At 41.5% G+C, this 25,039-nt stretch carries 23 protein-coding genes; 14 read left to right on the top strand and 9 right to left on the bottom strand.

Annotation, left to right across the window (positions count from 1 at the left end):
* Positions 1-13: 13 nt before the first annotated feature.
* Both LPTSP_RS01995 and lcpA read left to right on the top strand, forming a co-directional pair.
* Positions 14-559: a DUF4416 family protein gene (locus LPTSP_RS01995; protein ID WP_108927180.1), complete on the top strand. Its 546-nt coding sequence runs from the start codon at positions 14-16 to the stop codon at positions 557-559.
* Positions 534-1,106, top strand: a complete 573-nt coding sequence (lcpA, locus tag LPTSP_RS01990; protein ID WP_108927179.1) for a complement regulator-acquiring protein LcpA — start codon at positions 534-536, stop codon at positions 1,104-1,106. Before LPTSP_RS01995 ends, lcpA begins: the two co-directional genes overlap by 26 nt.
* A gap of 29 nt (positions 1,107-1,135) precedes the next feature.
* On the opposite strand, the gene LPTSP_RS01985 is transcribed toward lcpA, so the two are convergent.
* Both LPTSP_RS01985 and LPTSP_RS01980 read right to left on the bottom strand, forming a co-directional pair.
* Positions 1,136-1,891 (bottom strand): diacylglycerol/polyprenol kinase family protein, encoded by a 756-nt coding sequence (locus tag LPTSP_RS01985; RefSeq protein ID WP_108927178.1) that lies wholly within the window; start codon positions 1,889-1,891, stop codon positions 1,136-1,138.
* Between the two features lie 38 nt (positions 1,892-1,929).
* Positions 1,930-2,280 carry an STAS domain-containing protein gene (locus tag LPTSP_RS01980; RefSeq protein ID WP_108927177.1) on the bottom strand — a complete coding sequence of 117 codons (351 nt, stop codon included), beginning with the start codon at positions 2,278-2,280 and terminating at the stop codon, positions 1,930-1,932.
* Between the two features lie 45 nt (positions 2,281-2,325).
* On the opposite strand from LPTSP_RS01980, the gene LPTSP_RS01975 reads away from it, so the two are divergent.
* The 4 genes from LPTSP_RS01975 (at position 2,326) to LPTSP_RS01960 (ending at position 5,687) form a co-directional block, all read left to right on the top strand.
* Positions 2,326-3,030, top strand: coding sequence for a hypothetical protein (locus LPTSP_RS01975; protein WP_108927176.1), 705 nt, complete (start codon positions 2,326-2,328; stop codon positions 3,028-3,030).
* 18 nt (positions 3,031-3,048) lie between these two features.
* Positions 3,049-3,396 (top strand): hypothetical protein, encoded by a 348-nt coding sequence (locus LPTSP_RS01970; protein ID WP_108927175.1) that lies wholly within the window; start codon positions 3,049-3,051, stop codon positions 3,394-3,396.
* A 40-nt stretch (positions 3,397-3,436) separates the two neighbouring features.
* Positions 3,437-4,972, top strand: a complete 1,536-nt coding sequence (locus LPTSP_RS01965; RefSeq protein ID WP_108927174.1) for an LIC12015 family putative lipoprotein — start codon at positions 3,437-3,439, stop codon at positions 4,970-4,972.
* Between the two features lie 307 nt (positions 4,973-5,279).
* Positions 5,280-5,687 (top strand): helix-turn-helix domain-containing protein, encoded by a 408-nt coding sequence (locus LPTSP_RS01960; protein WP_010515694.1) that lies wholly within the window; start codon positions 5,280-5,282, stop codon positions 5,685-5,687.
* A gap of 114 nt (positions 5,688-5,801) precedes the next feature.
* On the opposite strand, the gene clpB is transcribed toward LPTSP_RS01960, so the two are convergent.
* Positions 5,802-8,369 carry an ATP-dependent chaperone ClpB gene (gene clpB / locus LPTSP_RS01955; protein ID WP_108927173.1) on the bottom strand — a complete coding sequence of 856 codons (2,568 nt, stop codon included), beginning with the start codon at positions 8,367-8,369 and terminating at the stop codon, positions 5,802-5,804.
* 235 nt (positions 8,370-8,604) lie between these two features.
* On the opposite strand from clpB, the gene LPTSP_RS01945 reads away from it, so the two are divergent.
* Genes LPTSP_RS01945 through LPTSP_RS01935 form a run of 3 tightly spaced genes read left to right on the top strand, consistent with a single transcriptional unit; the run spans position 8,605 to position 13,279 of the window.
* Positions 8,605-10,413 (top strand): sodium-dependent transporter, encoded by a 1,809-nt coding sequence (locus LPTSP_RS01945; protein ID WP_108927171.1) that lies wholly within the window; start codon positions 8,605-8,607, stop codon positions 10,411-10,413.
* Between the two features lie 5 nt (positions 10,414-10,418).
* On the top strand, positions 10,419-12,416 hold the full coding sequence (locus tag LPTSP_RS01940; protein WP_108927170.1) for an ATP-dependent DNA helicase: 1,998 nt from the start codon (positions 10,419-10,421) through the stop codon (positions 12,414-12,416).
* Complete coding sequence (locus LPTSP_RS01935; protein WP_108927169.1) at positions 12,413-13,279, top strand: hypothetical protein; 867 nt, start codon at positions 12,413-12,415, stop codon at positions 13,277-13,279. Before LPTSP_RS01940 ends, LPTSP_RS01935 begins: the two co-directional genes overlap by 4 nt.
* Here the strand turns inward: LPTSP_RS01935 and LPTSP_RS01930 are convergent.
* Together LPTSP_RS01930 and asnS are read right to left on the bottom strand one after the other, a co-directional pair.
* Entirely contained in the window at positions 13,254-14,042 is a 789-nt protein-coding gene (locus LPTSP_RS01930) for a hypothetical protein (RefSeq protein WP_108927168.1), read from the bottom strand. The genes LPTSP_RS01935 and LPTSP_RS01930 overlap by 26 nt on opposite strands.
* A 57-nt stretch (positions 14,043-14,099) precedes the next feature.
* Positions 14,100-15,407 carry an asparagine--tRNA ligase gene (asnS, locus tag LPTSP_RS01925; protein ID WP_108927167.1) on the bottom strand — a complete coding sequence of 436 codons (1,308 nt, stop codon included), beginning with the start codon at positions 15,405-15,407 and terminating at the stop codon, positions 14,100-14,102.
* Positions 15,408-15,487: 80 nt separating this feature from the next.
* Between asnS and folD the strand changes: the two genes are divergently transcribed.
* From folD to LPTSP_RS01900, 5 genes are all read left to right on the top strand, one after another.
* Entirely contained in the window at positions 15,488-16,342 is an 855-nt protein-coding gene (gene folD, locus LPTSP_RS01920) for a bifunctional methylenetetrahydrofolate dehydrogenase/methenyltetrahydrofolate cyclohydrolase FolD (RefSeq protein WP_108927166.1), read from the top strand.
* A gap of 16 nt (positions 16,343-16,358) precedes the next feature.
* Complete coding sequence (locus LPTSP_RS01915) at positions 16,359-17,324, top strand: acetylxylan esterase (protein WP_108927165.1); 966 nt, start codon at positions 16,359-16,361, stop codon at positions 17,322-17,324.
* Complete coding sequence (gene cysS / locus LPTSP_RS01910) at positions 17,321-18,730, top strand: cysteine--tRNA ligase (protein WP_108927164.1); 1,410 nt, start codon at positions 17,321-17,323, stop codon at positions 18,728-18,730. Before LPTSP_RS01915 ends, cysS begins: the two co-directional genes overlap by 4 nt.
* Positions 18,727-19,470 carry a 23S rRNA (guanosine(2251)-2'-O)-methyltransferase RlmB gene (rlmB, locus tag LPTSP_RS01905; protein ID WP_108927163.1) on the top strand — a complete coding sequence of 248 codons (744 nt, stop codon included), beginning with the start codon at positions 18,727-18,729 and terminating at the stop codon, positions 19,468-19,470. Before cysS ends, rlmB begins: the two co-directional genes overlap by 4 nt.
* Before the next feature lie 190 nt (positions 19,471-19,660).
* Positions 19,661-20,836, top strand: a complete 1,176-nt coding sequence (locus tag LPTSP_RS01900; protein ID WP_108927162.1) for an esterase/lipase family protein — start codon at positions 19,661-19,663, stop codon at positions 20,834-20,836.
* A gap of 254 nt (positions 20,837-21,090) precedes the next feature.
* Here LPTSP_RS01900 and hisF read toward each other — a convergent pair whose 3' ends face one another.
* The 4 genes from hisF to LPTSP_RS01880 are packed head-to-tail and all read right to left on the bottom strand — an operon-like array spanning position 21,091 to position 25,039.
* Positions 21,091-21,858 (bottom strand): imidazole glycerol phosphate synthase subunit HisF, encoded by a 768-nt coding sequence (gene hisF, locus LPTSP_RS01895; RefSeq protein WP_108927161.1) that lies wholly within the window; start codon positions 21,856-21,858, stop codon positions 21,091-21,093.
* Positions 21,855-23,315 (bottom strand): Asp-tRNA(Asn)/Glu-tRNA(Gln) amidotransferase subunit GatA, encoded by a 1,461-nt coding sequence (gene gatA / locus LPTSP_RS01890; protein WP_108927160.1) that lies wholly within the window; start codon positions 23,313-23,315, stop codon positions 21,855-21,857. The genes hisF and gatA overlap by 4 nt, the downstream gene beginning before the upstream one ends.
* Complete coding sequence (gene gatC / locus LPTSP_RS01885; RefSeq protein WP_108927159.1) at positions 23,312-23,602, bottom strand: Asp-tRNA(Asn)/Glu-tRNA(Gln) amidotransferase subunit GatC; 291 nt, start codon at positions 23,600-23,602, stop codon at positions 23,312-23,314. Before gatC ends, gatA begins: the two co-directional genes overlap by 4 nt.
* Positions 23,603-23,623: 21 nt before the next feature.
* On the bottom strand, positions 23,624-25,039 hold the full coding sequence (locus LPTSP_RS01880; RefSeq protein ID WP_108927158.1) for an undecaprenyl-phosphate glucose phosphotransferase: 1,416 nt from the start codon (positions 25,037-25,039) through the stop codon (positions 23,624-23,626).

Genomic DNA, 25,039 nt, shown 5'->3' with positions numbered 1-25,039 from the left:
GCCGCTTAAACAAGTGAATTCCAAACAAATATCTTCCAAATCCAAAAAACCGCTTCCGGCTTCCTTCTTTATAGTGGTTTCCTACGAAAATGAAGAGGCTTACTATCGTTTGAAAGAAAAAGCGGAAGATTCATTTTCACAAACCTTATACGAATCCAAACCTTTACCAAAATGGACCCACCAATTTGAGAATTTTTTGGATTCTCCTATTGGAAGATTCACTCGAATTCTTTCTTTAAAGCGTCGGATCTCCAGAGAAGAACTTCCTAGCTTACAAAAAGAATGTACTAAATTTCAGACCAATTTGCGCAAATCGGACGAGTCCATTCGAATATTGCCGGGTTATCTCACTCCATATAATTTAGTCTTAGCTTCTTTGGAAGAAGATCTACACAGGATCTATATGTTCCATGGAGTATTCGCCGAGATCATTTATACGTACCAGGGACAAAAATGGATCCCTCAAGCTCCAGCCTGGGAATTTTTTAAACATCCTGAAGTTCTATATTTTTTTACTAATTTACGAGAATCTTATGTTAGCTCTTTGGAAAAACGTTAAACTCACTTATTTATCCTTACTTATCTTTGCTGCCTGCGAACCTTCCGTTCTTTCTGTAAGCAATGTGGAACTCTGTGACTATTTCACTCGGGATGGAGTATGCAGGGAACCTTCTCCATTGAATAAAAAATATTCGGTGGATATCCCGAATGCAAAGAAGCCGAATACCTGGGAAGAATTAGGTAACTATCTTTATTTTCATGCTAGAGAGACTCCAGGATTTGTCCTCAGAATGAATCGTAGAATGAGTCCCGAAGAAAGAAAACAGATCCAAGAAACCTACTTTGCGATGTACGAATTCGCAGGTGTAAAAGGTAAGATGGAAGGTTTCGAGATTGGAGAAGATTGGATTGGTTCTTTCAATTATTTAGGTGCTATGGTGAAAGAAAAACAGAAAAAGGAAAATCGCCTGGGCCAATATCCTTACGAAACTTCCATTTTTCCTACGGACTTAGAGTTTACCTGGTCTGCAAAGGGGATCAAAGGTAGCGCTAAAACCAGGATCGATTTTGTGTATCATGTTCTTCCTGCGGAAAAAACTCCTTAGTCTATCCGCAAAAAGAAAATTCAGTTTTTCTAATACGCCTCGAAAATTTGCGCCGGGTTTAAGAAGATCTGCCCTACACTTAAATCCAAAGTAAAATAAGCGAATACTCCTAAGACCACTGCGGACACGACCGGGATCAAAAGATTATCGTCCACGATCCCATTCCAGTAGGTTCCGCTGTATAATTCAGTTACTGCAGCAGCGACCACTGCAGGCAAAACTAAAATTACATTTTGCCAAAATTCTCCGGAAGAAAATTGATAGATGCCAAATTCTCTGGAGCCTGACTGGATCACATAGATAAACCAAAGCCCGACGATTGTAGAAGATAAAATAAATGCAAGAATGCCTTCCTTGGATTTCCCGTTTGAAAATCTATTCTTTCCAAAATGTGTGCCTACCCAAGCAGCCATCGGATCTCCGATGACTAAGAACAATAAAGAAAGGATCGCAATATCAGGAGGAAAGAAAAAGACCACGAGAGTAATGGAAAGAAAATAAGGAAAGGTTCCGTTGATCCTGGACTTCTCCTCTTCTTTTAATAAAGGACCGGCTAACTTTACGAATACTGTCTGGACGACTGGGATGTGGAACCTTGCCCATTCGAGTAGTACCAAAAGCCCAAGGCATAGAACAAGTAAGATTGTAAGAATAGCCCGAGTAGCATATACTAAGGAAAATTGTCCGTGGAATACATCGAAATAATAGAAGGCAGGAATGATCAGTCCGAGTAAATGCCAAGCCTTTCTAAAATAATTAAAAGAAGAAGTTTTTTCAGATTTCATTTTTTATTTCCGAGATTTAAATCTTAGATCCGAGAACATCAACGTTTGGAAGCTATCTTCAAGGCCGCCTCTTCATCGTTTGCGATCAGGAAAAATCCACTTAGACCGGCCATTTTAAAAACATTGATCACTGCTTTGGAGATATTTACAAGAACGAGTTTGTTCTTACTGGAAAAACTGGATTGGCTCACTTCCTTTAGAGCCTGAACCCCGGTGGAGGAAACCAAATGTACGTCTTCCATATCCATGATGACCGGTCCCTGGCGAACCGCCAAGGAAAGCACATCCTTGAATTTTTTCTCCGTAAAGGAGTTGATAGAACCCTGCAATTTCAGAACTTGAACGCTGTCTATCTTTTCCGTTGAGATGATAATCTCGTTTAGGATCATAACGGTTTGATTCGTCAAGATACCGGAATTTCACAATAGATACAAATGGTTTTTCTATTCTTTACCTCTGCTTATCTGTTTTTCAAAACCTACGGATTTCCATTCTCCGGTTCCTTGGTGCTCTGTCTTACGATCGCATTTTCCCAGTTCCATTCTTCCAAAACCCTTAGACCCAATCTAAGTTTTTTACTTTTTCCTGCCTCCGTATGCGCACTTTCCTTTTGGGACGGCACATCCGCTGAATTCATTCTGGATCTGATCTCTTTAAGTCTTGCAGGTATAATCTCTTCCGGTGGATTTTCTTTTTTAGGAAGCCGTTCTCCTGCGTTTAGAGAAACTTTAGGAGTTCTAATATTGGCAGGTTCCTGTATTCTTTCCTTCTCTAGAAGGGAACTTTCTCCATTTTTGATCCCTGCACTTTCGTTATTTCTAATTTTATCCATTCCGAAACAAGTTCGTATTATTATTTTAGGACTTTGCGTTTTACTTTCAGGAGTTTGGATCTTATATGAGTCCCCCTACCCTGGCTTAGAACCATCCCTAGTCAAATCAGTACTGTTATTTATAGGAATACTCTGGGTCATCTGGAAAGGAACGAAGGATCATCTTAGCAGCCTCTTATTTTCCACCTTCTTCCTTCTTATATGCCTATCCAAACCGGGAGAAGAGTTGATGGTCCTCACCTTCGGACTCTTTTTTTCCTACTTGCAAGAAGCAGCCTGGGGCCTAGATTCAGGAACTGAAGTTTAAAGTTCCAGGTCTTACTCCATGAAAATTAAAGTGGCTCATCTTTTACGCAAAACGGAAGAAATAGATCGGGACCTGACCGAACTAGGCAAAATCAAGGAAAGAATTGCAGCAGATCGGGATTATTCCGAATCTTTAAAAGTATCTATAGGAGCGGAGATGGATAAGCTCTCCTCTCAAAAACAAGAGATGCTTTCTATGAAGACGAAGGAAACTCCTTCCGATTGGAATTCTTCCGGCAATCCTTCCGGCGCTAGGGCAGCCGAAGGACTTTACCAAGACAACGAAAAACGCCTAACTCGCGAAATATCCGTTGAAATCCAAGGTAAGAAGCAGCAACCTGCCCGAAAGACCATCCATAAATACTAGTCTTTTCGAGATCCGAAAAGAACAGGTTATATAAAACAACATGAACAAAAAAATAATCGTACTCTCGTTCCTGGCTGCATTACTCTTTCAGTGTAATTCGGACTCGGATGTATTAGCCTCTTTCAAAGGGGGCACAGTTACCAGAAAAGAACTCAGGAACTTCTACCAACTCAATACAGGCGGACGTAAGCCAGAGCCGAATCATCCTACCAAAGAAGAACAATCACAACTTCTGGAAACTTTAGGTCTTTTCAAATTGATCTCTTTGTACAATACAGAGAAAAAACTTGTAACAGAAGATGAATTAGCGGTTTTTCTAAAATACTCCAAACCTCAGATGGCTGCTTCCTTCCTGCAAAGGAATTTAGCGGAGAAGTTGGAGCAAGTCGGTAAATTAAAATTCGCTTTCGTACGAGTGATCGCGGTTTTCTCTTTCGATCCCAAAGACGAAGAGGTTACCAGACAGAGAGCCCAAAGTATTTTTGAAGGGATCCAAAAACTTTCCTCTAAAAAAGAAATCATTCAATACGTAGTAGATCATACTGACCAACCCGCTTACAAAGCAGTGGGCGGATTATTGGAACCGCAATGTTTGAATTGTGGAAACGATCCTAACCTCGCTTATTACAAAGAAGCGGCAGAGAACGAAGGAAAATGGATCTTAAAAGAGATCGATGACCAACTTCCTCCAGGGGCAGACCCGAAAGCTCCTAGAAAGAAAAAATTCCTGATCTTAAGAGTGGAAAGAGTAGAAACTATCTACGCTTCCAGAGTGGGAAAATTTTTCTCAAAAGAATTCGGCAAACTGAAAGTTCTCGCTAAAAAGTATAATGAGACACCAGGTATTTCAGAACAGATCAAAGCGGAAGTGAAACGTAATTATCTAGATCTGAAAGTGGACGATATCGCTCCTCGTTACGAAGACTTCATGAAAAAAAGATTCTTGTTTAGTGCAGTTAGCGAACAAGAAGAACAATTAGTGAAGAACGCAGGTTTCGAAAAAGCGACTATTACTCAGGATAATCTGAACAGCTTCAATCATGATTCCGTTCTATTGACCAATACGAAAACGGGCGAAACCGTTAAATTCAAAGATGTTTTGAACGAGTTGGAACAATTGGCAAAACAAAGCGGGCTGGATTCTTCTAAACTAGACGATAAGGCGAATGTGCTCCAATTTTTCAGACAACAGTACATTTGGTATAAAATAGCTGACCATTCTACCGAATTGAAGGAAGCTTTGGAATCAAAGGATTTCCAAGACATGTTCAATGTAATGAAACTATACATTGTGCAACCATTGGTATTCAAAAGAGAACTTCCTAGCGATGTAACCGTATCTGAAGCGGAGATGAGAGAGCAGTATGAGGCTGCCAAAATGTTCTCTTATGCTAAATCAAATCCGAACAATCCACAAGACAGGATCCCTATGCCTTACGGAGAAGTTAGAGAAAGAATCAAAGAAGATTTGATCAGAGCTAAAAAACAAAACTTCGTTAGAGAGCTTACCCAAAAGCTTAAAACGGATTACCAATTCATTCTGGACTCCAGCAGATTGAAAGAAGGCAAGATCTGATCGTATACTCAATAATTTTACGATAAGCTTAGATATCCCTTATATCAGTAGTCCGAAAAGGTTATAGGCCTTTATACTTCGGACTACTGACCATGTTCTACAATTCACTGTAAGTCTAACGGGCTTTTTTTATAGAATAAGATTTCAAATGCTTGATTCTTATTCTTATCTCTTTTAGTATTAGCCCACTTTGGAAAAAATTTCTATACTTAAGGCCTCTTTGGCCTAATGGAAATTTATTCTTGAGGCAAAGTAAGGTCGTTTTAAAACGGTTAAAAAGGGGAAAAGAATGAACAACCACATCTATATGCTCCGTAAAAAACGGGGAATCAAGCAATATGATATGGCAAGGGCTTTGGGTGTATCCCCTAGCTACCTTTCCAAAATTGAAACCGGAAGCCAAGCTCCTACTGAAAAATTCAGACAGGCTTGCGCTAAATATTTGAAAACGACATTAGATAAGCTGTTCAACGAAAGTCCGGTAGAAGAGGTTTATCCTGAATTCAGCCAAGGACTTACCAATAAACTCTGGGCAAAACGCAGAGAATTGGGAATCAAACAATATGATATGGCTAAAAAATTAAAGGTCTCAACTCCTTTCCTTTCCAAAGTGGAGTTAGGACTATTAGAGCCGCCTGAAGATTTCAAGAGCATGGCTTCTAAAGTTTTAAAAATGAAAAAAGAGGAATTATTTCTACATAAAGTAGAATTCTAAATCGAAGACGGGAGGTAACACTCCCGTAAAGCAATACTGCACATTCTTTTTCCCTTACTATGTGCTGTAATTAAAACCCCGGTTTTTTGAACCCGGGGTTTTTTATTTTCTCGGTTACTTTACTAACACAGAACCGCCGGAATAATCCAGGACGATGCTCTGCCCTTCCTTAAACTCACCTTTCAGAATAAAGCTACTGAGAGCGTTTCCTATCTCTCTTTGAACGAGTCTCTTCAAAGGTCTTGCTCCGTATTCAGGATCAAAACCTGCCTGCACGATATGTTTTTTCAATGCAGGAGTGAAGCTAACTTTTAGTCCATTCTCAGATGCCTTCTTAGCCATGATCTCTAATTGTAATTCTGCGATCTTTGCGATCATTGCCTCGTCCACAGACTTGAATAGGATCACTTCGTCCAAACGGTTTAAGAACTCAGGTTTGAAATGTTTTTTCAACCTTTGCTCCACCATTCTTTCTTTCTCTTCTTCCGAATACTCTGTAGAACCCAAAACGTCCGAGCCTAGGTTAGAAGTTAGAATGATGACAGTGTTCTTAAAGTCCACATTCCTTCCTTTGGAGTCGGTCAACCTACCCTCGTCCAAGATCTGTAAGAAGATATTGAATACTTCAGGATGAGCCTTTTCCACCTCGTCGAATAAGATCACTGAATAAGGTCTGCGTCTAACCGCTTCGGTCAATTGCCCGCCGTCGTCATGTCCAATATAACCTGGAGGAGCCCCGATCAATCTGGATACGGAATGAGCTTCCATATACTCGCTCATATCTATACGAAGCATCGCATTCACATCATCGAATAAGAATTCTGACAATGCCTTGGCGGTCTCAGTTTTACCCACGCCTGTAGGTCCTAAGAACAAGAATGTGCCGATCGGACGATTCGGGTCCGCAATTCCTGCACGGGATCTGCGGATCGCTTCGGATAATAATTCCAAAGCATGGTCCTGACCGATTACCTTGATCTTAAGAGTATCTTCCATTTTGAGCAGTTTTGCCTTCTCACCTTGGAGCATCTTAGACACAGGAATCCCAGTCCAACGAGAGACAATGTTTGCTATATCTTCCTCATCCACTTCTTCTTTTAGAAGTCTTCCCGAGCCTGAGATTTTTTTGAGTTCCGCGTTCGCCTTCTCCATTTCTTTGGAAAGCTCAATTAGTTTTCCATAACGTATTTCTGCTACTCTATTGATCTCACCCCTTCTTTCTGCCTCTGCTTCTAAAACCTTGTATTTGTCGGTTTCTTCCTTGATTTCCTTAATTTTGGCAATTTTGGATTTTTCCAGATCCCAACGAGCTTTTAGATTTCGAAAAAGTTCTTCCTGTTCGGAAAGTTCTTTAGCAATGTTCTCAACTCTTTGTTTGGAAGCAGTGTCTGTTTCTCTTTTTAAGGCTTCTTTTTCGATCTTCAAGGACTGGATCTTTTTACTCAGCTTGTCCAATTCTTCCGGCATAGAATCCATTTCTATCCTCATCTTAGAACTTGCTTCGTCGATCAAGTCTACAGCCTTGTCAGGTAGAAAACGATCCGCTATATAACGATTCGATAAACTAGCGGCCGCGACTATCGCAGAATCTAATATTTTAATTCCGTGATGCAGTTCGTATCTGTCTTTTAATCCTCTAAGAATGGTGACCGTTTCTTCTACACTTGGTTCTTTTACGTAAACTGGCTGGAACCTTCTTTCTAAGGCTGCGTCCTTTTCGATATACTTTTGGTATTCCTTCAGGGTCGTCGCACCTATACAACGAAGTTCCCCTCTGGCAAGCATAGGTTTAAGCATGTTAGAAGCATCCATTGCTCCTTCTTGCGCACCTGCTCCTACGAGTGTATGGATCTCATCAATGAATAAGATGATATTCCCATCGCTATGTTTTACTTCGTCAAGGGTTGCTTTGAGTCTTTCCTCAAATTCTCCTCGATACTTTGCACCCGCGATCATCGCACCTAGATCTAAGGCATAGATTGTTTTGGTCTTAATTCCTTCCGGAACTTCTCCTTGGATGATCTTACCTGCAAGTCCTTCTACAATTGCCGTCTTACCTACTCCCGGTTCTCCGATCAAAACCGGGTTGTTCTTGGTCCTGCGGGAAAGTACTTGGATGGTCCTTCTAATCTCCTCATCCCTTCCGATGACCGGGTCCAACTTGCCTAGTTTTGCCAGCTCATTTAGATTTTTTGCATATTTTTTTAAGGCGTCGGCCTTGTTTTCCGGAGTATCATCCATGATGGGTTGTCCTTTTCTGAGTTCTAATACTGCTTTTAACAATTTAGGATAATCGAGTCCTAAACGAATGAATTCTTGGCGAAGAGAAGAAGTCCCGTTCTTCAAAAATGCCAAGAGTACATGATCTGTGGAAAGATATTCGTCCTTCAATTCCACACGTATCTTGTCGGAAGATTGCAGAAGAGAGATAGAAGACCTGGAAAATCCCTTTTCGGAATGACCTTCTACTCTGGGAAGTCTTGTGATCGCTTCTTCCGTTTTACGTCGGAACTCGGACAGATTCAAACCCAGCTTGGAAAACAAAGGAGGAGCAAACCCATCTCCTTGTTCTAGGATCTGAGCGATGATATGTTCCTCTTGTATCTCAGGGTTCTTCTCGTAGGAGCTTTGCGCGCCCGTAAGAGCTTCATTCAATTTTAATGTGATCTTATCTAGTTTCATTTTTCTACCGGATCTATTATGGATTCGACTTATTTCTTAGACTGGGGCCAAAGCACTTTTTCTTTAATTTCTGCCAGAAAGTCAGAGACATTTCTCAATCGCTTATGTCTCTTTTTTTTCCGATTCTTAAACGGAATTCGTTTTGACAAGGGGATATGTTCTACTGGGATTATAGTCCATTCCCTTTTCGGACAGGTGATAAGTCCGAAATCCCTAAAAGCCGGAACAACCCTAGATGATTAAAGAACCGCCCAAGGAAAGTTGGAAGTCCCGTACTGGACTCATATTAACCGTTGCCTCAGGAGCGATCGGACTCGGAAATTTCCTTCGATTTCCGGGCCAGGCTGTGCAGAATGGAGGAGGAGCCTTCCTTCTCCCCTATATCATCAGTTTTATCCTGGTTGGAATTCCTGTCTGTATCACCGAATGGGTGATGGGAAGAATGGGTGGAGAACAAGGCCATAGCTTTCCCAATCTGTTCCGAGCCTATCTTTCCGGTGTTCCTCTTAGACTTCTCGGAGCGATAGGAGTTACCATTCCTTTACTCATTTATGTATATTATGTTTTTGTAGAAGCTTGGTGTCTTGCCTACGCTTTCGATTTTGTGACCGGAAGTATCAGTTTGAATTCAGGGAATGGGGATCTAAATTCTCTCATCCAAAATTCTTCCAATCATTTCCATACTTTAGTCGGAGCTAAAGAGAATGGGAGTGCTGTCCAAGGTAAAATTTTTTACGCTACACTCGCCTGCTTTCTTATGAACTTTATTTTAGTGTATAGAGGGATTGCAAAGGGCCTCGAAGTATTCGCAAAGATCGCAGTCCCTTCAATGCTGATCTGCTCCGTCATAGTTCTTGTACGAGTATTAACTTTAGATAATATTGATCTAGGACTTGCCCAGATGTGGAACCCAAACTGGTCCGCATTGGCAGAAGCCAAGGTTTGGATCTCCGCTGCAGGCCAAATATTTTTTACCTTATCTGCAGGATTTGGGATCGCTTTGGTATTTTCCAGTTATCTCAAAAAAGAGAATGATGTGATCTTATCTTCCGTTTCCGCAGCTTCCCTAAACGAATTCGTAGAAGTTGCATTCGGCGGAATGATCACTATTCCTGTGGCGTTTTTGTTCTTAGGAGTCTCGGCTACTTCTTTTGGAACGTTCGGGATGGGATTTATCGCTTTACCTTCTGTGTTTGCGTTAATGCCGGGCGGATCTTTTTTCGGAGCCATCTGGTATTTTGTATTATTCTTAGCTGCACTCACTTCGTCAGTAACAATGCTCCAACCGGTGATCGTATTTTTGGAAGAAGCTTTTCATCTCAGACGAAGGACTTCCAGTTTTATACTGTTCCTTTTCACATTCGGACTTTCTTTCCCGATCTTGTATTTTAACAAAAACTTCAACGCATTGGACCAAGCGGATTTCTGGGTCGGAACTGTTCTGATCTATATCTTAGCTACCTTACAGATCTTAATTTTCGGTTGGGTGATCGGAGCTAAAAAAGGTTTGGAAGAAGGCCATAAGGGCGCACACGCCCACCTACCTCGCTTTTTCTGGTGGGTTATCCAATACATCACGCCGGCGTTCTTGCTAATCGTATTCGGAATGTTCCTCTACCAAAATCTTGGATCTTATATCAATAAGATGGATGTGGATTGGATGATGGCAAATGCAGGCCCAGGGATCAGTCAGGAAGAAGCTAAGTTCCAAGCATTGATCTCCCGTTACGTATTTATAGCAATCATCGCAGTATTTGGGCTCGTGTACCTACTTGTGCATTTTAGCTTAAAAGGCAAAGAAGAATCTAAAAACAAATCCACGAACAAAGTGCTACCAATCTTTTTGGGAAGTTTTATACTGATCCTGGCATTCTTTATGAACTTTTTCCCTTACAAAGAGACAATAGCCATCAAAGCGGCATTCGGATCCGTTTCTCCCGAATTGACTATAGATGGAGCATTGATCATGTGGGTCTCTCTCGGTTTAGTGTCCCTTCTATCCTTATATTGTGTGATCAAACTTTTCCGTACCAGGGAAGCGTGAGTCACTTGAGCAGAGTAGAAGAACAATTCAAAAAACTTTCCAAACTTTGGCCTGATTTCGAATCGAGGTCAGGTCAGATCCAAATGGCAAACAGCGTTGAACAAGCCTTTGCCAGTTCGGAACATCTGATCGTAGAAGCGGGAACTGGTGTGGGAAAATCCCTTGCCTACTTAATTCCTGCAGCAATCAGCGCGTTGGAAGGAGAAGAGATAGTAGTCATCTCCACGGAAACAAAGGCACTCCAAGACCAGCTCATCCGAAAAGATATCCCTCTTGTTTCTCAAATTTTAGGGCAAGAAGTGAAAGCGGAGATCGCAATGGGAGCCTCCAATTACGTCTGCAAAAGAAAATTAGGAAATGTTCTGACTCAAGGAACCTTTGGTCCAGAGATGATGGACCACTTAAATTCTTTCAAAGACTGGGTAAACCAATCGGAATCGGGAAGAAGACAAGAATACGATGGATATGCTTCTCCAGATTTTTGGTCCAAGGTAACCAGAGAAGCGGATTCTTGTTTAGGAAGAAGTTGTCCAAATTTCTCTCATTCTTTTTATTTCTTAGAAAGAGCCAAATGGCAGAAGTCCAATCTTTTGATCGTAAATCATTCTCTGCTCGCGGCTCATATTGCTTCGGATTTTAATATTCTCCCAGACTTCAAAAAGATCGTGGTAGATGAGGCCCATAATTTTCCTGAAGTTTTAGGAAACGCATTCAGAATAGAATTATCTTCTTTAGAGATCCAGAAACTTTTGCAAGGAGTTTGGAATTCACAAAAAAAATCCGGATTAGGTGCAAGGATCAATTCTCCTAAGATCAACGATCTTGCTAATCTTGCTGGAGAAAAACTTTTTCTTTGTTTCAATAAGGTCGTGGGCGAACTTCCACTCAACTTCTACGGTTCCCAACGGATCCGTAGGCCGTTAAAAATGGACGGAGGAGAATTGGAAGCTGCCTTAGATTCTCTGCAAGAAGCTCTACTTATAGAATTAAAAAAATATTCTAAAGAAAGCGATGATATGGAAGAGAAAGAGATCGCAATGGAGATAGAAATGTCTTCCGGAAGGATCGGCCAGATCGCAGAAGGTTTACATCTTTTCCGAACCATGGACGAAGGAGAAAGAGTGTATTGGGCGGATCCTCCTAATACCAGAACAAAGGAGATGTTCCCTAAACTTCTGACCCAACCCTTAAAATCGGAAACGATATTGAGAGAAGTTTTAGAACCAAGAACGGAAAGTATGGTATTTACTTCCGCTACACTTTCTACCAATAAAGGCGACCTAAGTTATTTTGCGGATCGGATCGGAAAATTACCTTCTCGTTCCAAGTTAGTAGCTTCTCCTTTTCCATATGAGAAAAATGCATTACTCTTTTTACCTAAAGACATCAAGGATGCGACCGAATCGGCGGAAAGAAATGCTGCGGACCTTTCTCGTTATATTCTAAAATTGATCGAACTGACTAAAGGTGGAGCTTTCGTTTTATTTACTTCCAACAAGTCCTTAAATGAAATTATAGAAATGATCCGACCTCTTACCGATCTTCCTTTAATCTCCCAATTGGAATCGGGACCCGAGGCCGCTAAGAATCGGTTTTTAGCGGAAAAGGATGCAGTTCTTTTCGGAGTCTCTTCCTTCTGGCAGGGAGTGGATATCAGAGGTGATAAACTAAGATCTGTGATTCTGACCAAACTTCCGTTCCAACCTCCGAACGATCCAGTACTTGAAGCAAGAAGCGAGAAGTTAAAGGAGAAAGGTGGAAACCCTTTCAAAGATCTACAACTTCCTTACGCGACCACCGTTCTTAAGCAAGGTTTTGGAAGGCTTATCCGTTCCGAAAAAGATACAGGGATCGTAAGTTTATTGGATTCCAGGATCTGGACTAAGTCCTATGGGAAGGATCTGATAGATTCTCTTCCTCCTGCAAAACGTATTTCGGAATGGAATCAACTAAAATTAGAATATTCTAAACTTCCCAATTACTCTTCCGGAGAAGCGGTATGAAATATAAGGCGTCACTGATCTTCTTTTTGATCTCTTGTTTTTCTCTTTTTGCCTGGGAGTCCAAGGACAAAACGGAAACGGTAGTAAATTGGAAAATGGGAGAGATCAGTAAAACTGTAGAAGTAAAACTCCCTAAGATCTCGTTCCATCCGGACGATCCTGACTACAATAAGGTCGGAACTGCAAAAAATATCACAGAAGCAAGAAACATCGCCAAAGAGATCGCAAAAGAAGAAATTAAAAAATACTTATATAGAAGTATGGAAAATCTAAAGCTGGATTCCAATCTTCTGCTCAGAGAAAAAATAGCACAAGATGAATCCTTTCGGGAAATTTTCCAAGAGATCTACGAAAAGGAACCGATCGAGATCCACAATCAATTTAAAGGGAATCAGTTGATTGCAACCGGCGTTCTTTCGTTAAAAGGGAAAAAAGGAATTCTTTCCCATATCACTCTTCCTTATTCTTCCGAAAGTTTCCCGGAAGCTCATCCAATCCATACTCCAGCCGATTCCTATACCGGCCTGATAGTGGATGCGAGACATTTAGAAGTTGTGCCTGCTTTATTCTCCGAGATTAGGGATGAGGATGGGATCGGGATCTATTCTCCGTTATTCGTTAAAAAAAGTTCCGTCGTTAATTACGGTTACATACGTTATTTTTCAAAGGTGCAGGAAGCAATGAGGGAAGAAGTTGCAGGTTATAAACCGCTTCTGACTACTGCTTTAGGTGTTTCCGGAAAATTAGGAGCGGATCTTGTGATCTCCAACGAAGATGCGGAGAAGATCCTGGCCTCCCCTAAATCCAGGGAGGCTCTTTTGAAAGGAAAGGTTATCGTTATTCTTGGAAAACGAGAGAAGTAAATACCTCTTCAGCTTTTTTATAAGACTCGGAGAATAAATAAGCATATCCCAGATCCAAAAGTTCGGTCCTGGAAAGTTCTTTTTTTCTCGCCTCATATTTCGGGATACTTTTGATCCTATCGGAATACTCAGTTACCTTATCTTCGTAAGAAGGGATCTCGCCCGCGCCGGGAAGTTTTTCCAGGATATTACAAGCTTCTTCGAATTTTCCTATATGAACAAAACATAATCCTAAAGCTGCAAGAACGTCTCTGTCTTCTTTTAAACTTTCAGAATTTTCTTTAAATGTTTTGAGAGCTTCTTCGAATTTTCTCAAATGATATAAAGAGAAAAATTCCAGTTTAGCAAAATATCCATCGGACCAGAGGGCCTTGTATCTTTGAATGAGATCCGCACACGCTTTGTGGGCTCCCACTTCTTCGCATGCCTTGATCCCTGTGGTTAAGATAGAATAGGATACGGGACTGGAAGATGCTTTGAAGTATTCATGGAATAATACCGCGGCCTCTTTTGAATTACCCTTGGCTTTATGCAGATACGCGCCAAGCAAAGGGGTTAGGACCGTTTTTCCTTCTAAAGGAAAATTATTGGCAGTATTTGTTTCCGTTTCGAATTCGCAAACCGCTCTTAAATGATTTAAGAATACGTTTTTCGCATTCTTCTCCGCTAGTTTAGATACTTCCTCGTAAGCTCCCGTTTCAAAGAGTTCCCAAGCGGACTCTTCCAAAGAAAGCTGTGTGGAAAGGGCGGAACTTTTAGCCATACGATACCTCTATTTTTGGTATCGACCAATCGTGCTTTTTTCTGCGATTTTTTTTACCTAAGGATATAGTCTTTCCATCATGCGAGGGAAAGGGATACATTCCCTGACATGCTGGAGGCCGCATATCCAAGCGATCAATCTTTCCGTCCCAAGCCCGAAACCTGAATGAGGAACGGAGCCGTATTTTCGAAGCTCCAAGTACCATTCATAAGATTCCACAGGCAGTTTTTCTTCTTCTAGCCTTTTAGTGATAGTTTCGTAACTTTCTTCCCTTTCGGAGCCGCCTATGATCTCTCCCACCCCGTCCGGAGCGATCAGATCTGCGTTAAGCACCGTTCTTGGATCCTCTGGGTTAACCTTCATATAGAATGCTTTTGCTTCTCTAGGATATTTTTGAATGAAAACCGGTCCGCCGAATTTTTGGCAAAGCATCTGTTCTCTTTCCGAATTGATATCGTCTCCCCAGACTATATCTTCTCCCTTGGATTGAAGGTATTCCAAGGCTTCTTTATAATCTATCAATGCAAACGGTTTTGAAATATAATCCAATAAGGTAGAAGGATCTCTTTCCAGGACTTTTAGTTCTGGACCGCAGGCTGCCACAGTCTCTCGGATCACAGTCTTAACAAAGTTTTCCTGTAACATTAGATTTTCTGCATGTGTTAAGAAAGCGGTTTCCGCCTCGACCATCCAGAATTCAGTCAAATGTCTTCTGGTCTTACTCTTTTCCGCTCTGAATGTTGGGCCGTAACAATATACTTTGTTATGAGCGAATATCGCAGTTTCCAAATACAATTGTCCTGTTTGGGCAAGATAGGCATTACCAAGGTCGAAATATTCTGTAGAGAATAGTGTTCCTGCGGATTCTCCTATGGAACCAGTAAGGATCGGAGTATCTATCAAAGTGAATTGGTTAGTATGAAAATACTTTCGAATCTGGTAAGAAAGTTCACTTCTTACTTTTATGATAGCGAGCTGCTTACTGGAACGTAACCATAAATGTCTTTGGGAAAGTAAGAAGTCTATTCCGTGTTCTTTGGGGGTGATCGGGTAATTGTCCGATTCTCCTACCTTCTTATAAGAAGAAAGTACCAGTTCATATCCAATGGGAGACTTTTCATTCTCTACTAATTTGCCGATTACCTCGACCGAAGTTTCCTGTTTTAGGTGTTTGATCTCGGAAAATAGATCTTCTCCTAAAATTTCTTTTTCTGCGAGTACCTGGAGGATTTTTCCTGAATTTCTCAGACTTAAAAATTGTCTGGCGTTAGATCCTCTCAAACCGTGGACCCAACCTTGGATACGTACAGTCTGGTTTACATGTTCCGGCAAACGATTTAGATCAATAGTGGAAACTTCGGACATGATCCTATTTTACGCATTCTACCCGACTGAAAAGGATTATTTTCGGATGACATCGGGACCGGAAGCTAAATCCTGAACCCATGACCGCGATTTTACTGGATGGCAAAAAACTTTCCCAAAAAATAAAAGATTCTATCGCCGAAGAGATCAAGACCCTCACGGCTTCCGGGAAAAAGCCCCCGAAACTCGCAACGATCCTGGTGGGGAATGATCCAGCTTCTGCCACTTACGTAAATATGAAAGTTAAGTCCTGCCATGCGGTGGGAATGATCTCCGAAAAAATAGAACTTCCTGATACTACCACCACCGAAGAATTACTCACAGTGATCGATCGTCTGAACGCGGATCCGGACACTCATGGTATTCTTTTGCAACACCCTACTCCTCCCCAAATAGACGAAAGAGCTGCATTCGATCGGATCTCTTTGAATAAGGATGTGGACGGAGTTACTACATTATCATTCGGAAAATTGTCCATGGGGGTGGAAACCTATCTTCCGTGTACTCCGTATGGTATGGTCCTTCTTCTCAAAGAATACGGGATAGATCCTGCAGGAAAAAGAGCCGTGGTAGTAGGACGTTCTCCTATTTTGGGAAAACCGATGGCGATGCTTCTCACAGAAATGAATGCGACTGTTACTCTTTGTCATTCTAAGACCAAAAATCTAGAGGAAATCGTAGCCCAGGCGGATATCGTTGTGGGTGCTGTAGGAAAACCTGAGTTTATCAAAGCGGATTGGATCAAACCAGGTGCAGTATTACTGGATGCTGGTTATAACCCTGGGAATGTGGGAGATATCGAAATTTCTAAAGCCTGGGAAAAATCCTCCCATTATACTCCTGTTCCCGGTGGTGTAGGACCTATGACAATTTCAGTCCTTCTTCTACAGACATTGTATTCCGCAAAAGATCACTTTACACCCCCGTTGAAATGAAAACGATGTATCTCTGATGGCTATCAGTTTCGACGAGTGCTTCCAGACTTATCCTCCCTTCTCACCTCCCGCGGATTTGGACGATTTTTGGGCGGAGTCGATCCGAGAACTCAAAGGGTTTCCGGTTAAAAACCAAACCAAGGCCCTGCTCAAAGGGACCATTTTAAAAGAAACTATCTACGATATTTCTTTCCAATCTTATGGAAACGCAACGCTTACCGGTAGTTTGGTGATCCCCAGAAAAAGAGGGGATCTTCCGGTCCTTGTATATTTCCACGATTACGCAAAAGACAGACCCCAGGTCATCAAGGGACTGACAGAAGCAGGTGTCGCGCAGCTCATTCTGGATCTAAGAGGTCACGGCACTCAACTCATTCGTCCGGTTTTAAAAGAAGGAGAGATCCCAGATCCGGATTGGACTCCTGGGTATTATAGAAAAGGTTTGGAAGCGAAAGAATCCTTCTTCTTAAAAGCGAATTACTTAGATGTAATCCGAACCATCGAATTTTTAAGACTCACAGACGGTATCGACGGAGATAAGATCATCCTAGCAGGAAAAGGTATCGGAGCCTCTATGGCTCTTTTTGGAGCGGCCAATTCTCCCAGAGTTAAAGCGCTTATATTAGAAACTCCTAATTTTTGTCATGTGGACGACACCCAACTCAAATTAGGAACCAGCTGGTCCAAAGAAATTTCGGAACAGATCTCCAATTCTAAATCCAAGAAAACCCAGTTGAAAAAGAATCTTTCTTACTTTGATAGTTTGAATTTTTCCAAAAAGATAAAGATCCCTACCTTGGTATCCGTCGGAATGGAAGATAAGGTTTCTCATCCTAAATCAGTATTCGCATTATTCAATCATTTGGTCTGCGATAAAAGAATGCAGGTATATCCTACAGAAGGAAACGAAGCAGGAGTCGCAGGGGACAAACAGAATTTGGCCAATCTGGAATTCTCGAAAGAGATCCTATTCCCTGAATGAAAGAAATCCGTTTTCATAATTCTCTCAGCGGAAACAAAGAAGTATTCCGTCCGGAATTTCCAGACAGGGTGAGAGTTTATTCCTGCGGACCCACAGTTTATAATTTCGCCCATTTAGGGAATTTGCGCGCATTCTTATTCGTTGATCTTCTCAGAAGAGCCTTAGTCGCGTTCGGTTATAAGCCGGATATGACAATGAATATCACTGATATTGATGATAAGATCATTCGTGAATCCTTGGCCCAAGGCAAAGGGATCAGAGAATTTACCGAACCCTGGGTAAAAGCTTTCCAAGAAGATTTAGAATCTCTGAATATTCAAAAATTGGAACATTATCCTAGGGCAACAGATTCCATTCCTTCCATGGTGGAGATCATTAAACATCTGCAGAACCAAGGACTCGTCTATGAAAAAGACGGAAGTTTGTATTATTCCATTTCTAAATTCAAAAATTACGGAAAACTTTCCAAAATAGACGTAAGCGGAATGAAAACCGGAACCCGCTACGACACGGACGAATACGACAAAGACGATGTAAGAGACTTCGTTCTTTGGAAATTCCCGAAACAAGATGGAGAACCTTCTTGGGAAACTGAGATCGGTTCAGGAAGACCGGGATGGCATTTAGAATGTTCTGCAATGGTGCGTGATGTATACGGATCCGGGGTGGACATCCATACCGGAGGTGTGGATCTCACCTTCCCCCACCATGAAAATGAGATCGCTCAGAGTGAAGGAGCTTATCCGGAAGAATCCTTCGTAAAATATTGGCTTCATTCTGAACATCTACTCGTAAACGGCGAAAAGATGGCCAAGTCCAAGGGGAACTTCTTCACCCTTCGAGATTTGGTAAAAGAAGGCGCAGAACCTCGTAATATCCGTTTTCTTCTACTCTCCGCACATTATAGAAGTAAATTAAACTTTACGAAAGAAAGATTAGAAGAAGCGGCACAGTCCGTTTCTAAGATCCAAAACTGTATCAATCGATTATTAGAAGAATTATCCAAGTTAGGAAAAACATTCCAACCTAAACCAAACATGGAAATCGGGTCATGGGATGAATTTTTGGATAGCCTGGCAGATGACTTGAATATTTCTAAATTCCTTGCTTCCGTTTTCGAATTGGTAAAAGATTCGAACCAATACTTGGATCAAAATTCTCCTGAAGAAAATGAGATCATCAAAAGATTAAGATTATTTTATAAAATAGATTCTATCTTGGGCGTCTTAAGTTTCGAAAGAAAGGTAGAAGTTTTAGACTCAGAAATTGACGAGCTCGTCAGACAAAGGCAAGAAGCTCGCAAAAATAAAAACTTTGCGGAAGCCGACAGACTTAGAGATAAATTGAACGAGTTAGGAATCATACTCGAAGACACGAAACAAGGTCTTCGCTGGAAAAGAAGATGAGCCGCCAGGATTATATCTACGGAAGAAGAAATATCCGAGAAATTCTGGAACGACATCTTGAAAAAGGTTCCGAACTTTCCTTCCAGGAAATTTGGCTGACTTCCGGAGCCAAAAAAGAACTCCAAGAAATTCTTTCCGAATTCGAAGGCAAACTTCTCATCAAAGAGGCTTCTCCGAGTAAGTTAGACAAAATGGCTCCTGGTGTGAACCACCAAGGTGTACTTGCCCTTAGAATACAACTTCATTCAGGTGATAAGAAGTCATTCGATTCTCATTTAGAAAACTGTAAGGGTCCGATCCTTGTCTTGGATCGTATCCAAGATCCTGGTAACCTGGGAAATATTTTAAGAACGGCAGAATGTTTCGGAGTAGAAACTGTCCTAATCCCGGAAAGAGATTCCTCTGGTATCACTCCTACGGTAGAAAAAGTGGCATCAGGCGCACTTGCCTATTTAAATGTTTTTAAAGTTGGAAACCTAGCGCAAATATTAGAAAAATTGCAAAAACGAAATTTCTGGGTGGTTTCCACATCCGACAAAGGAATCGAAGATTGGTCCAAGATTCCCGCTTGGGAAGAATTAGTGATCCTAATGGGAAATGAAGGAGAAGGTCTAAAAAAAATCCTTATGGAAAAATCGGATTTTACTGTCCGCATCCCACTTCATGGTCATATCTCTTCTTTAAATGTGACAGTCGCCACTGGGATTGTGCTGGATCGTTTGAAAAACCGACCGAAGTAAATCTTACTCAAACATTTATTTCCTTCCTCTTACGATAGAAACCTGGAATTTAGATCGAATTCTAGCTTGCGGTTTTTCAGGACAAGTCCCAAACTTTCTAGAACATGTAGTGCAAACTGTTATTCAGTTGCGTTGTAGGAACTCCTACAAGAGCGCACATGTGATTTTAAATCGTATTGGGTCTTTGCATATGAAAAGATTTTTATCTTTCCGAACTTTGTTTTTATTTTTCACTCTTCTATCTTTCTGGAACTGCGATTACCTCCAAGACAGGATCACTCCTTCCGACAGCAAATCTTTGGGGGATCAAATCAAGGATTATATCATATCTGCTTATTTTGCGGAGCAGAACCATGCGTTGTATAGGTTTTCCACTGTGATCCCTAATCTCCAACCTCAGAATCTTTCTCCTTTATATTTCCAAGATCCTTATTTCCAGAGAGATAATTCCAAAGCAAAAATAGTATTCATCCACGGCTGGGATTTCGCGGAAAGACAAACTGATCCTCCGACTGATTTTAACAGAAAGGTCGCAAACCTACTCGGCACCTGGAACCAGGGACTCGCATTCACGACTGACAATGCCACTCCTCCCAGCAGTTACACAGGAAGTGTATATGATAATTTTGAAATATACGTTTTTACCTATAGAACTTCGGATTATATCGAAGTGAATGGGAGAAGGTTTATAGATTCCTTAAACGCTGCGTTCAATTCCTCGGATAAGGTAGTAGTGGTTGCTCACTCCATGGGGGGTCTTGTTTCCAGAGCAGCGATCCAACACGCAAACAATACTGAGAATGTAATAGATCATATCGTGAGTTTAGGAACTCCTTATTATGGATCTCCCTACTCTTCTCCGCAATACACCGGGGATCTGACCGCAATCGGGACAATTATCAAGTTTATGACAGATACTCCTGGTGGACAGGGACTTGCATATACAAACGGGATCAGTGCAGGTGTGGATCCTATTTCTCCTACAATCGTGGATGGGACCAACCAGGCTTTTAACTTCTTCTTAGAAACAATCATCGCAAATACTTCTAAGGACTCCATAACAACCGTGTATGCAGGAAACATGGGCGCCGGAAATTGTGGTGGAACTGACCATGCGGCCACCTACCAAGCCGCTTGTACTGTAATCACGAATGGAAACCCCGTATTTGCTAGTTCTGATGGGATTGTGCCTTTGGCTTCTGGTCTTTTAAATAGTAGAGCAGGTACAGAGCACACTGTTAGCGATATGGACCATTCCCAAATGTCTTTTAGGAATGAAGGTGGAACAGGCGGAGGACTCACTAAAGTGAAAACACATTTTGACAATGTGTTCAACGAAGTCTTCACGATTGTGAGCGGGTTATAGACGGAAGACAGTCTTCTGTTAGATAACTCAATTTTTCTTAGCCGGCGTGAAGCCGCTGAGAAATAAAGATTTTGTTTTGTAGATGTTGGAATTCCAACAAGTTGAACTGCCCCCGCCCGAATTTTGGGTGGCGGGGAGAGGCCCGTGGGAGATTTGCCTTCCAGCGCTATATCAGAAATTTTCTAAAGTAGCAAGTGCGATTTATGCACTCTAAGAGAGGAATGTAGATTCAGGATTCCGCATACTAGTTAGACTTAGAGCCTGACTTTAATTCCCATCTCTCTCATATTTTCCTTGGTCTCTTGGATGGTAAATTCTCCGAAGTGAAAAATGGACGCCGCGAGGACTGCGTCTGCCTTTCCTCTAAGTATTGCTTCTACCATATGTTCCGGATTTCCGGCACCACCGCTTGCAATAATAGGAATTTCTAAATTAGAAGAAAATAATTTTAGAAGTTGGATATCGAATCCTTTTTTGGTCCCGTCCCTGTCCATCGAAGTGAGTAGGATCTCTCCAGCGCCTCTTTGTTGGGCTTCTTGTCCCCAATCTAAGGCGTCTCTTCCCGTTTCAGTTCTTCCACCGTGTAAGAATACTTCGTATCTTTGTCTGTCCGGATGGAATTTCACATCCACTGCACATACAATACATTGGGAGCCGTAAATTTCTGCAGCAGCTCGAAGAAGGTCCGGATTTTGGAAAGCGGCTGTATTGATAGAAACCTTGTCCGCTCCCTTCTCCAAAACCGCTTTCACATCATCTAACGTGCGAATTCCTCCGCCCACCGTAAAAGGAATAAAGATCCTTTCTGCAACTGCTTCCACCAGATGGATTAGAATATCTCTTTTATCGCTGGAAGCTGTGATATCCAAAAAGCATAACTCGTCCGCGAGATTTTTTTCATAAACAACTGCGGACTCGACAGGATCTCCCGCATCCACAAGGTTTACGAAATTCACTCCTTTAACTACCCTACCGTCTTTGATATCCAGGCAGGGAATAATTCTCGCGGCAAGCTCACTCATTTGATAGTTTCGGGCAATTCTACCTTAGAAGCCCAGTCGGAGATCATTTTAGCAAAACCGAATATTTTATCTTCATGTAAGGCTGGAGCGGTGATCTGCAAACCGATCGGCAATCCGTTCGAATCTTTTCCGATCGGAACAGACATTGCAGGAACTCCAGCCAGGTTCACGGAAGTAGTAAGGATATCCGCCTTATACATCTGGATCGGATCGGAAGTTTTTTCTCCTACTTTGAACGCAGTTGTAGGAGATGTAGGCTGAAGGATCAGATCTACTTTGGAAAAATAACCTTCGTATTCTTTTTTAATCAGAATTCTGGCTTTCTGAGCTCTTCCATAATATGCGTCGTAGTAACCGGCAGACAAGGAGAATGTTCCAAGAAGTATCCTTCTCTGGACCTCTTTCCCGAAACCTTCACTTCTGCTTGTTACATACAGATCTTCCAGTTTTCCGCTTGGATCTTTTCTTTGTCCAAAACGGATCCCGTCAAATCTGGAAAGATTGGAAGAACATTCCGCAGTAGCGATGATATAATAGATCGGAATAGAATTAGAAAGAAGAGAAAAATCCAAGTCTACAAGTTGAGCTCCCTTCGACTCCAGCTCCGCCAAAAGAGACTCGTATGCTTTTGCAACATCCGGTTCTATCTCAGGAGTGATCTTCATCTTACCTATCTTCAAACCTTTCCAAGGAAGTTCTTTTACCTTAGAAGGATCGAATGCGGGAATATTTTTAGAAGTAGCATCTCTCTGATCTTTTCCGGAGATCACCGAATACACATCTATGATACCGTCAATATCCTTAGACAAAGGCCCGATCTGGTCTAAGCTAGAAGCATAAGCCACAAGCCCGTATCTGGAAACAGTTCCATAAGTTGGTTTTAAACCGTAGATCCCGCAAAGAGATGCAGGCTGCCTAACGGATCCGCCTGTATCTGAACCTAGCGCCACCGGGACAAAAGAAGCTGCAACTGCTGCTGCAGATCCGCCAGAAGATCCACCAGGGATCCTTGCTGTATCAAATGGATTTTTAGTGACCTGGTAAGCGGAGTTCTCAGTAGAAGAACCCATTGCAAACTCGTCCATATTCGCTCTTGGAATGAGAACAAAACCTTTTGCTAAAAGTTTTTCGATGGCAGTTGCATGAAAAGGAGAACGATAGTTTTCTAAAATTTTAGAAGCACAAGAAGTGATCGTATTCTCAATACAGATATTGTCCTTTACTCCGATCGGAATACCGTCGAATTCGGAAAGAGGTTTGCCTGATTTTCTTCTTTCCGTACTTTCTGCTGCGGCCTGGACGATGTTTTCTTTTTCCCAGGAAAGAAACGCCTTAATTTTGGAATCTTCAGCCTCAATACGAGCGATCAAAGATTGGATCAGATCCGTGGGAGTGAATTCCCCGGAATTTAAGCCTTTTTTAATATCAGAATATTTTAATTTCCAAAGTTCTTTCATGTTTCGATCACCTTTGGAACTACAAAGTATCCGTTTTGGAAACTAGGTGCGAAAGATTCTATCTGAGAACGACTCAAGCCCTCGTGTGCTTTGTCTACACGAAGTGAATTTCCTTCGTTAGGATATAAGTCCTCATCCGATACGGAACTTACGTTTAGCTCTGTGATCGTATCCACGTAATTCAGCACCTTATTAAAATCCGTAAGGAAGTTTTGGATATCCTTAGGATCTATTTTGAGCCTAGATAACTCTGCGATTTTTTGAAGGGATTCTTCGTTTAGGTTCACGGCCTTCGTTCTCCTTTTCCCTTAATATGCGTTCTTATCCATCACACCCTTTAAAGGTGTAAGAAGGATGATTTTAATATCCAACCAAAGAGACCAGTTTTCTATATAGAAGATATCCGCATCTATCCTTTCATCGATAGAAGTGTCTCCTCTCAGACCCTTGACTTGAGCAAGACCGGTAATCCCAGCCTTGACAGCATGCCTTCTCATATAATGTCTATGATCCGTTTTGAATTTTTCGACAAAATGAGGTCTCTCGGGTCTAGGACCCACCACGGACATATCTCCTAAAAGCACATTAAAAAACTGAGGTATTTCGTCAAGGGAGGTCTTACGCAAGATCTTACCAATCCCGGTTACCCTCGGATCGTTTTGGACCGTCCAAGTGGTCTCGGACTGGGACTTAGTTTGGACTACCATACTTCTGAACTTGATCATTTTGAAACTTTTATTGTCCAAGCCCACTCTTTCCTGGTAATAGAACACAGGTCCCCTGGAACTTAATTTGATCAGAAGTGCTATGATCAAAAATACGGGCGAAAAAAGAGTAATGAAGAAAAGGGAAAATAAAATATCAAAACTTCTTTTGATAACTCGATTATAACCAAGACGAACAGGAATATTTCGGATAGAAATAACGGGAAGACCGTCCATCTCATCCACCCTTCCTTTTGCTTTGATGAATTCTTGGAAGCCAGGGATCACTTTTAAGTCGATACCTTCCGTATCACATGCATCCAAAACAGCTTCCAGACAATCCCCTTCTGCGTTATTCAATGCGTAAACTACAAGGTCCGGTTTAACTTCAGCTAAAACCTTTTCGATCTTGTTAGTCTTTCCAACAAGTTGCATCTCTTTGCGAATCGCCTTACTGTTTCCAGAACTTACATAACCTACGATCTGGTATCCGTAAATCTGATGTCTCTGGACAGAATCCGCAAAACGAGCTGCTGTCTCTCTTGTACCGATCACAAGGACTCTGCGTAAATTATATCCTTTGCTTCTAAGATATCTTAAGAATTGGCGGGCAAGAAGATGAAGAAGCCCGATAGAAAAAATATTTGTCCCAGCAAAAACTAAAATGAAAGAACGAGAAAATCTTTCGCTTCCGAAATCACCTCTGAAGAAGAATAGCATAGACAATACGAAGAGTAAATTTAAGAACACCCCTCCGAAGATAGCAAGGAACTCGTCCAAAAAGGATAATCCTCTTCGAGGATGATATAGATCTATGAATAAGAAAACGATTACTTGAGAAACGGAAAGAACAGATCCTAATATAAAATAGCTCTCTAGATCAATATAAGATCGATCTACTCCAGTAGGATCTCCCACATAGAAACGAAGAAGAAACGCGAATACACAACTTCCTAAGGAAAAGATCAGATCCAGGAAGACGAATAATAATTTAAAAGTTTGGCTTCGTTCTTTCAGCAT

This window comes from Leptospira johnsonii, from assembly GCF_003112675.1.
Classification (GTDB): Bacteria; Spirochaetota; Leptospiria; order Leptospirales; family Leptospiraceae; genus Leptospira_B; species Leptospira_B johnsonii.
The sequence above is the reverse complement of the archived record's forward strand: the minus strand, read 5'-3'. Positions and strand labels throughout refer to the sequence as shown.

Coding starts and splice junctions, on each gene's coding strand:
- folD (WP_108927166.1), top strand. CDS start 15,488: ATGACCGCGATTTTACTGGATGGCAAAAAACTTTCCCAAAAAATAAAA.
- LPTSP_RS01935 (WP_108927169.1), top strand. CDS start 12,413: ATGAAATATAAGGCGTCACTGATCTTCTTTTTGATCTCTTGTTTTTCT.
- LPTSP_RS01965 (WP_108927174.1), top strand. CDS start 3,437: ATGAACAAAAAAATAATCGTACTCTCGTTCCTGGCTGCATTACTCTTT.
- cysS (WP_108927164.1), top strand. CDS start 17,321: ATGAAAGAAATCCGTTTTCATAATTCTCTCAGCGGAAACAAAGAAGTA.
- LPTSP_RS01915 (WP_108927165.1), top strand. CDS start 16,359: ATGGCTATCAGTTTCGACGAGTGCTTCCAGACTTATCCTCCCTTCTCA.
- clpB (WP_108927173.1), bottom strand. CDS start 8,369: ATGAAACTAGATAAGATCACATTAAAATTGAATGAAGCTCTTACGGGC.
- LPTSP_RS01900 (WP_108927162.1), top strand. CDS start 19,661: ATGAAAAGATTTTTATCTTTCCGAACTTTGTTTTTATTTTTCACTCTT.
- LPTSP_RS01960 (WP_010515694.1), top strand. CDS start 5,280: ATGCTCCGTAAAAAACGGGGAATCAAGCAATATGATATGGCAAGGGCT.
- LPTSP_RS01880 (WP_108927158.1), bottom strand. CDS start 25,039: ATGCTGAAAGAACGAAGCCAAACTTTTAAATTATTATTCGTCTTCCTG.
- LPTSP_RS01980 (WP_108927177.1), bottom strand. CDS start 2,280: ATGATCCTAAACGAGATTATCATCTCAACGGAAAAGATAGACAGCGTT.
- LPTSP_RS01975 (WP_108927176.1), top strand. CDS start 2,326: ATGGTTTTTCTATTCTTTACCTCTGCTTATCTGTTTTTCAAAACCTAC.
- lcpA (WP_108927179.1), top strand. CDS start 534: ATGTTAGCTCTTTGGAAAAACGTTAAACTCACTTATTTATCCTTACTT.
- LPTSP_RS01945 (WP_108927171.1), top strand. CDS start 8,605: ATGATTAAAGAACCGCCCAAGGAAAGTTGGAAGTCCCGTACTGGACTC.
- LPTSP_RS01985 (WP_108927178.1), bottom strand. CDS start 1,891: ATGAAATCTGAAAAAACTTCTTCTTTTAATTATTTTAGAAAGGCTTGG.
- gatA (WP_108927160.1), bottom strand. CDS start 23,315: ATGAAAGAACTTTGGAAATTAAAATATTCTGATATTAAAAAAGGCTTA.
- asnS (WP_108927167.1), bottom strand. CDS start 15,407: ATGTCCGAAGTTTCCACTATTGATCTAAATCGTTTGCCGGAACATGTA.
- LPTSP_RS01970 (WP_108927175.1), top strand. CDS start 3,049: ATGAAAATTAAAGTGGCTCATCTTTTACGCAAAACGGAAGAAATAGAT.
- rlmB (WP_108927163.1), top strand. CDS start 18,727: ATGAGCCGCCAGGATTATATCTACGGAAGAAGAAATATCCGAGAAATT.
- hisF (WP_108927161.1), bottom strand. CDS start 21,858: ATGAGTGAGCTTGCCGCGAGAATTATTCCCTGCCTGGATATCAAAGAC.
- LPTSP_RS01930 (WP_108927168.1), bottom strand. CDS start 14,042: ATGGCTAAAAGTTCCGCCCTTTCCACACAGCTTTCTTTGGAAGAGTCC.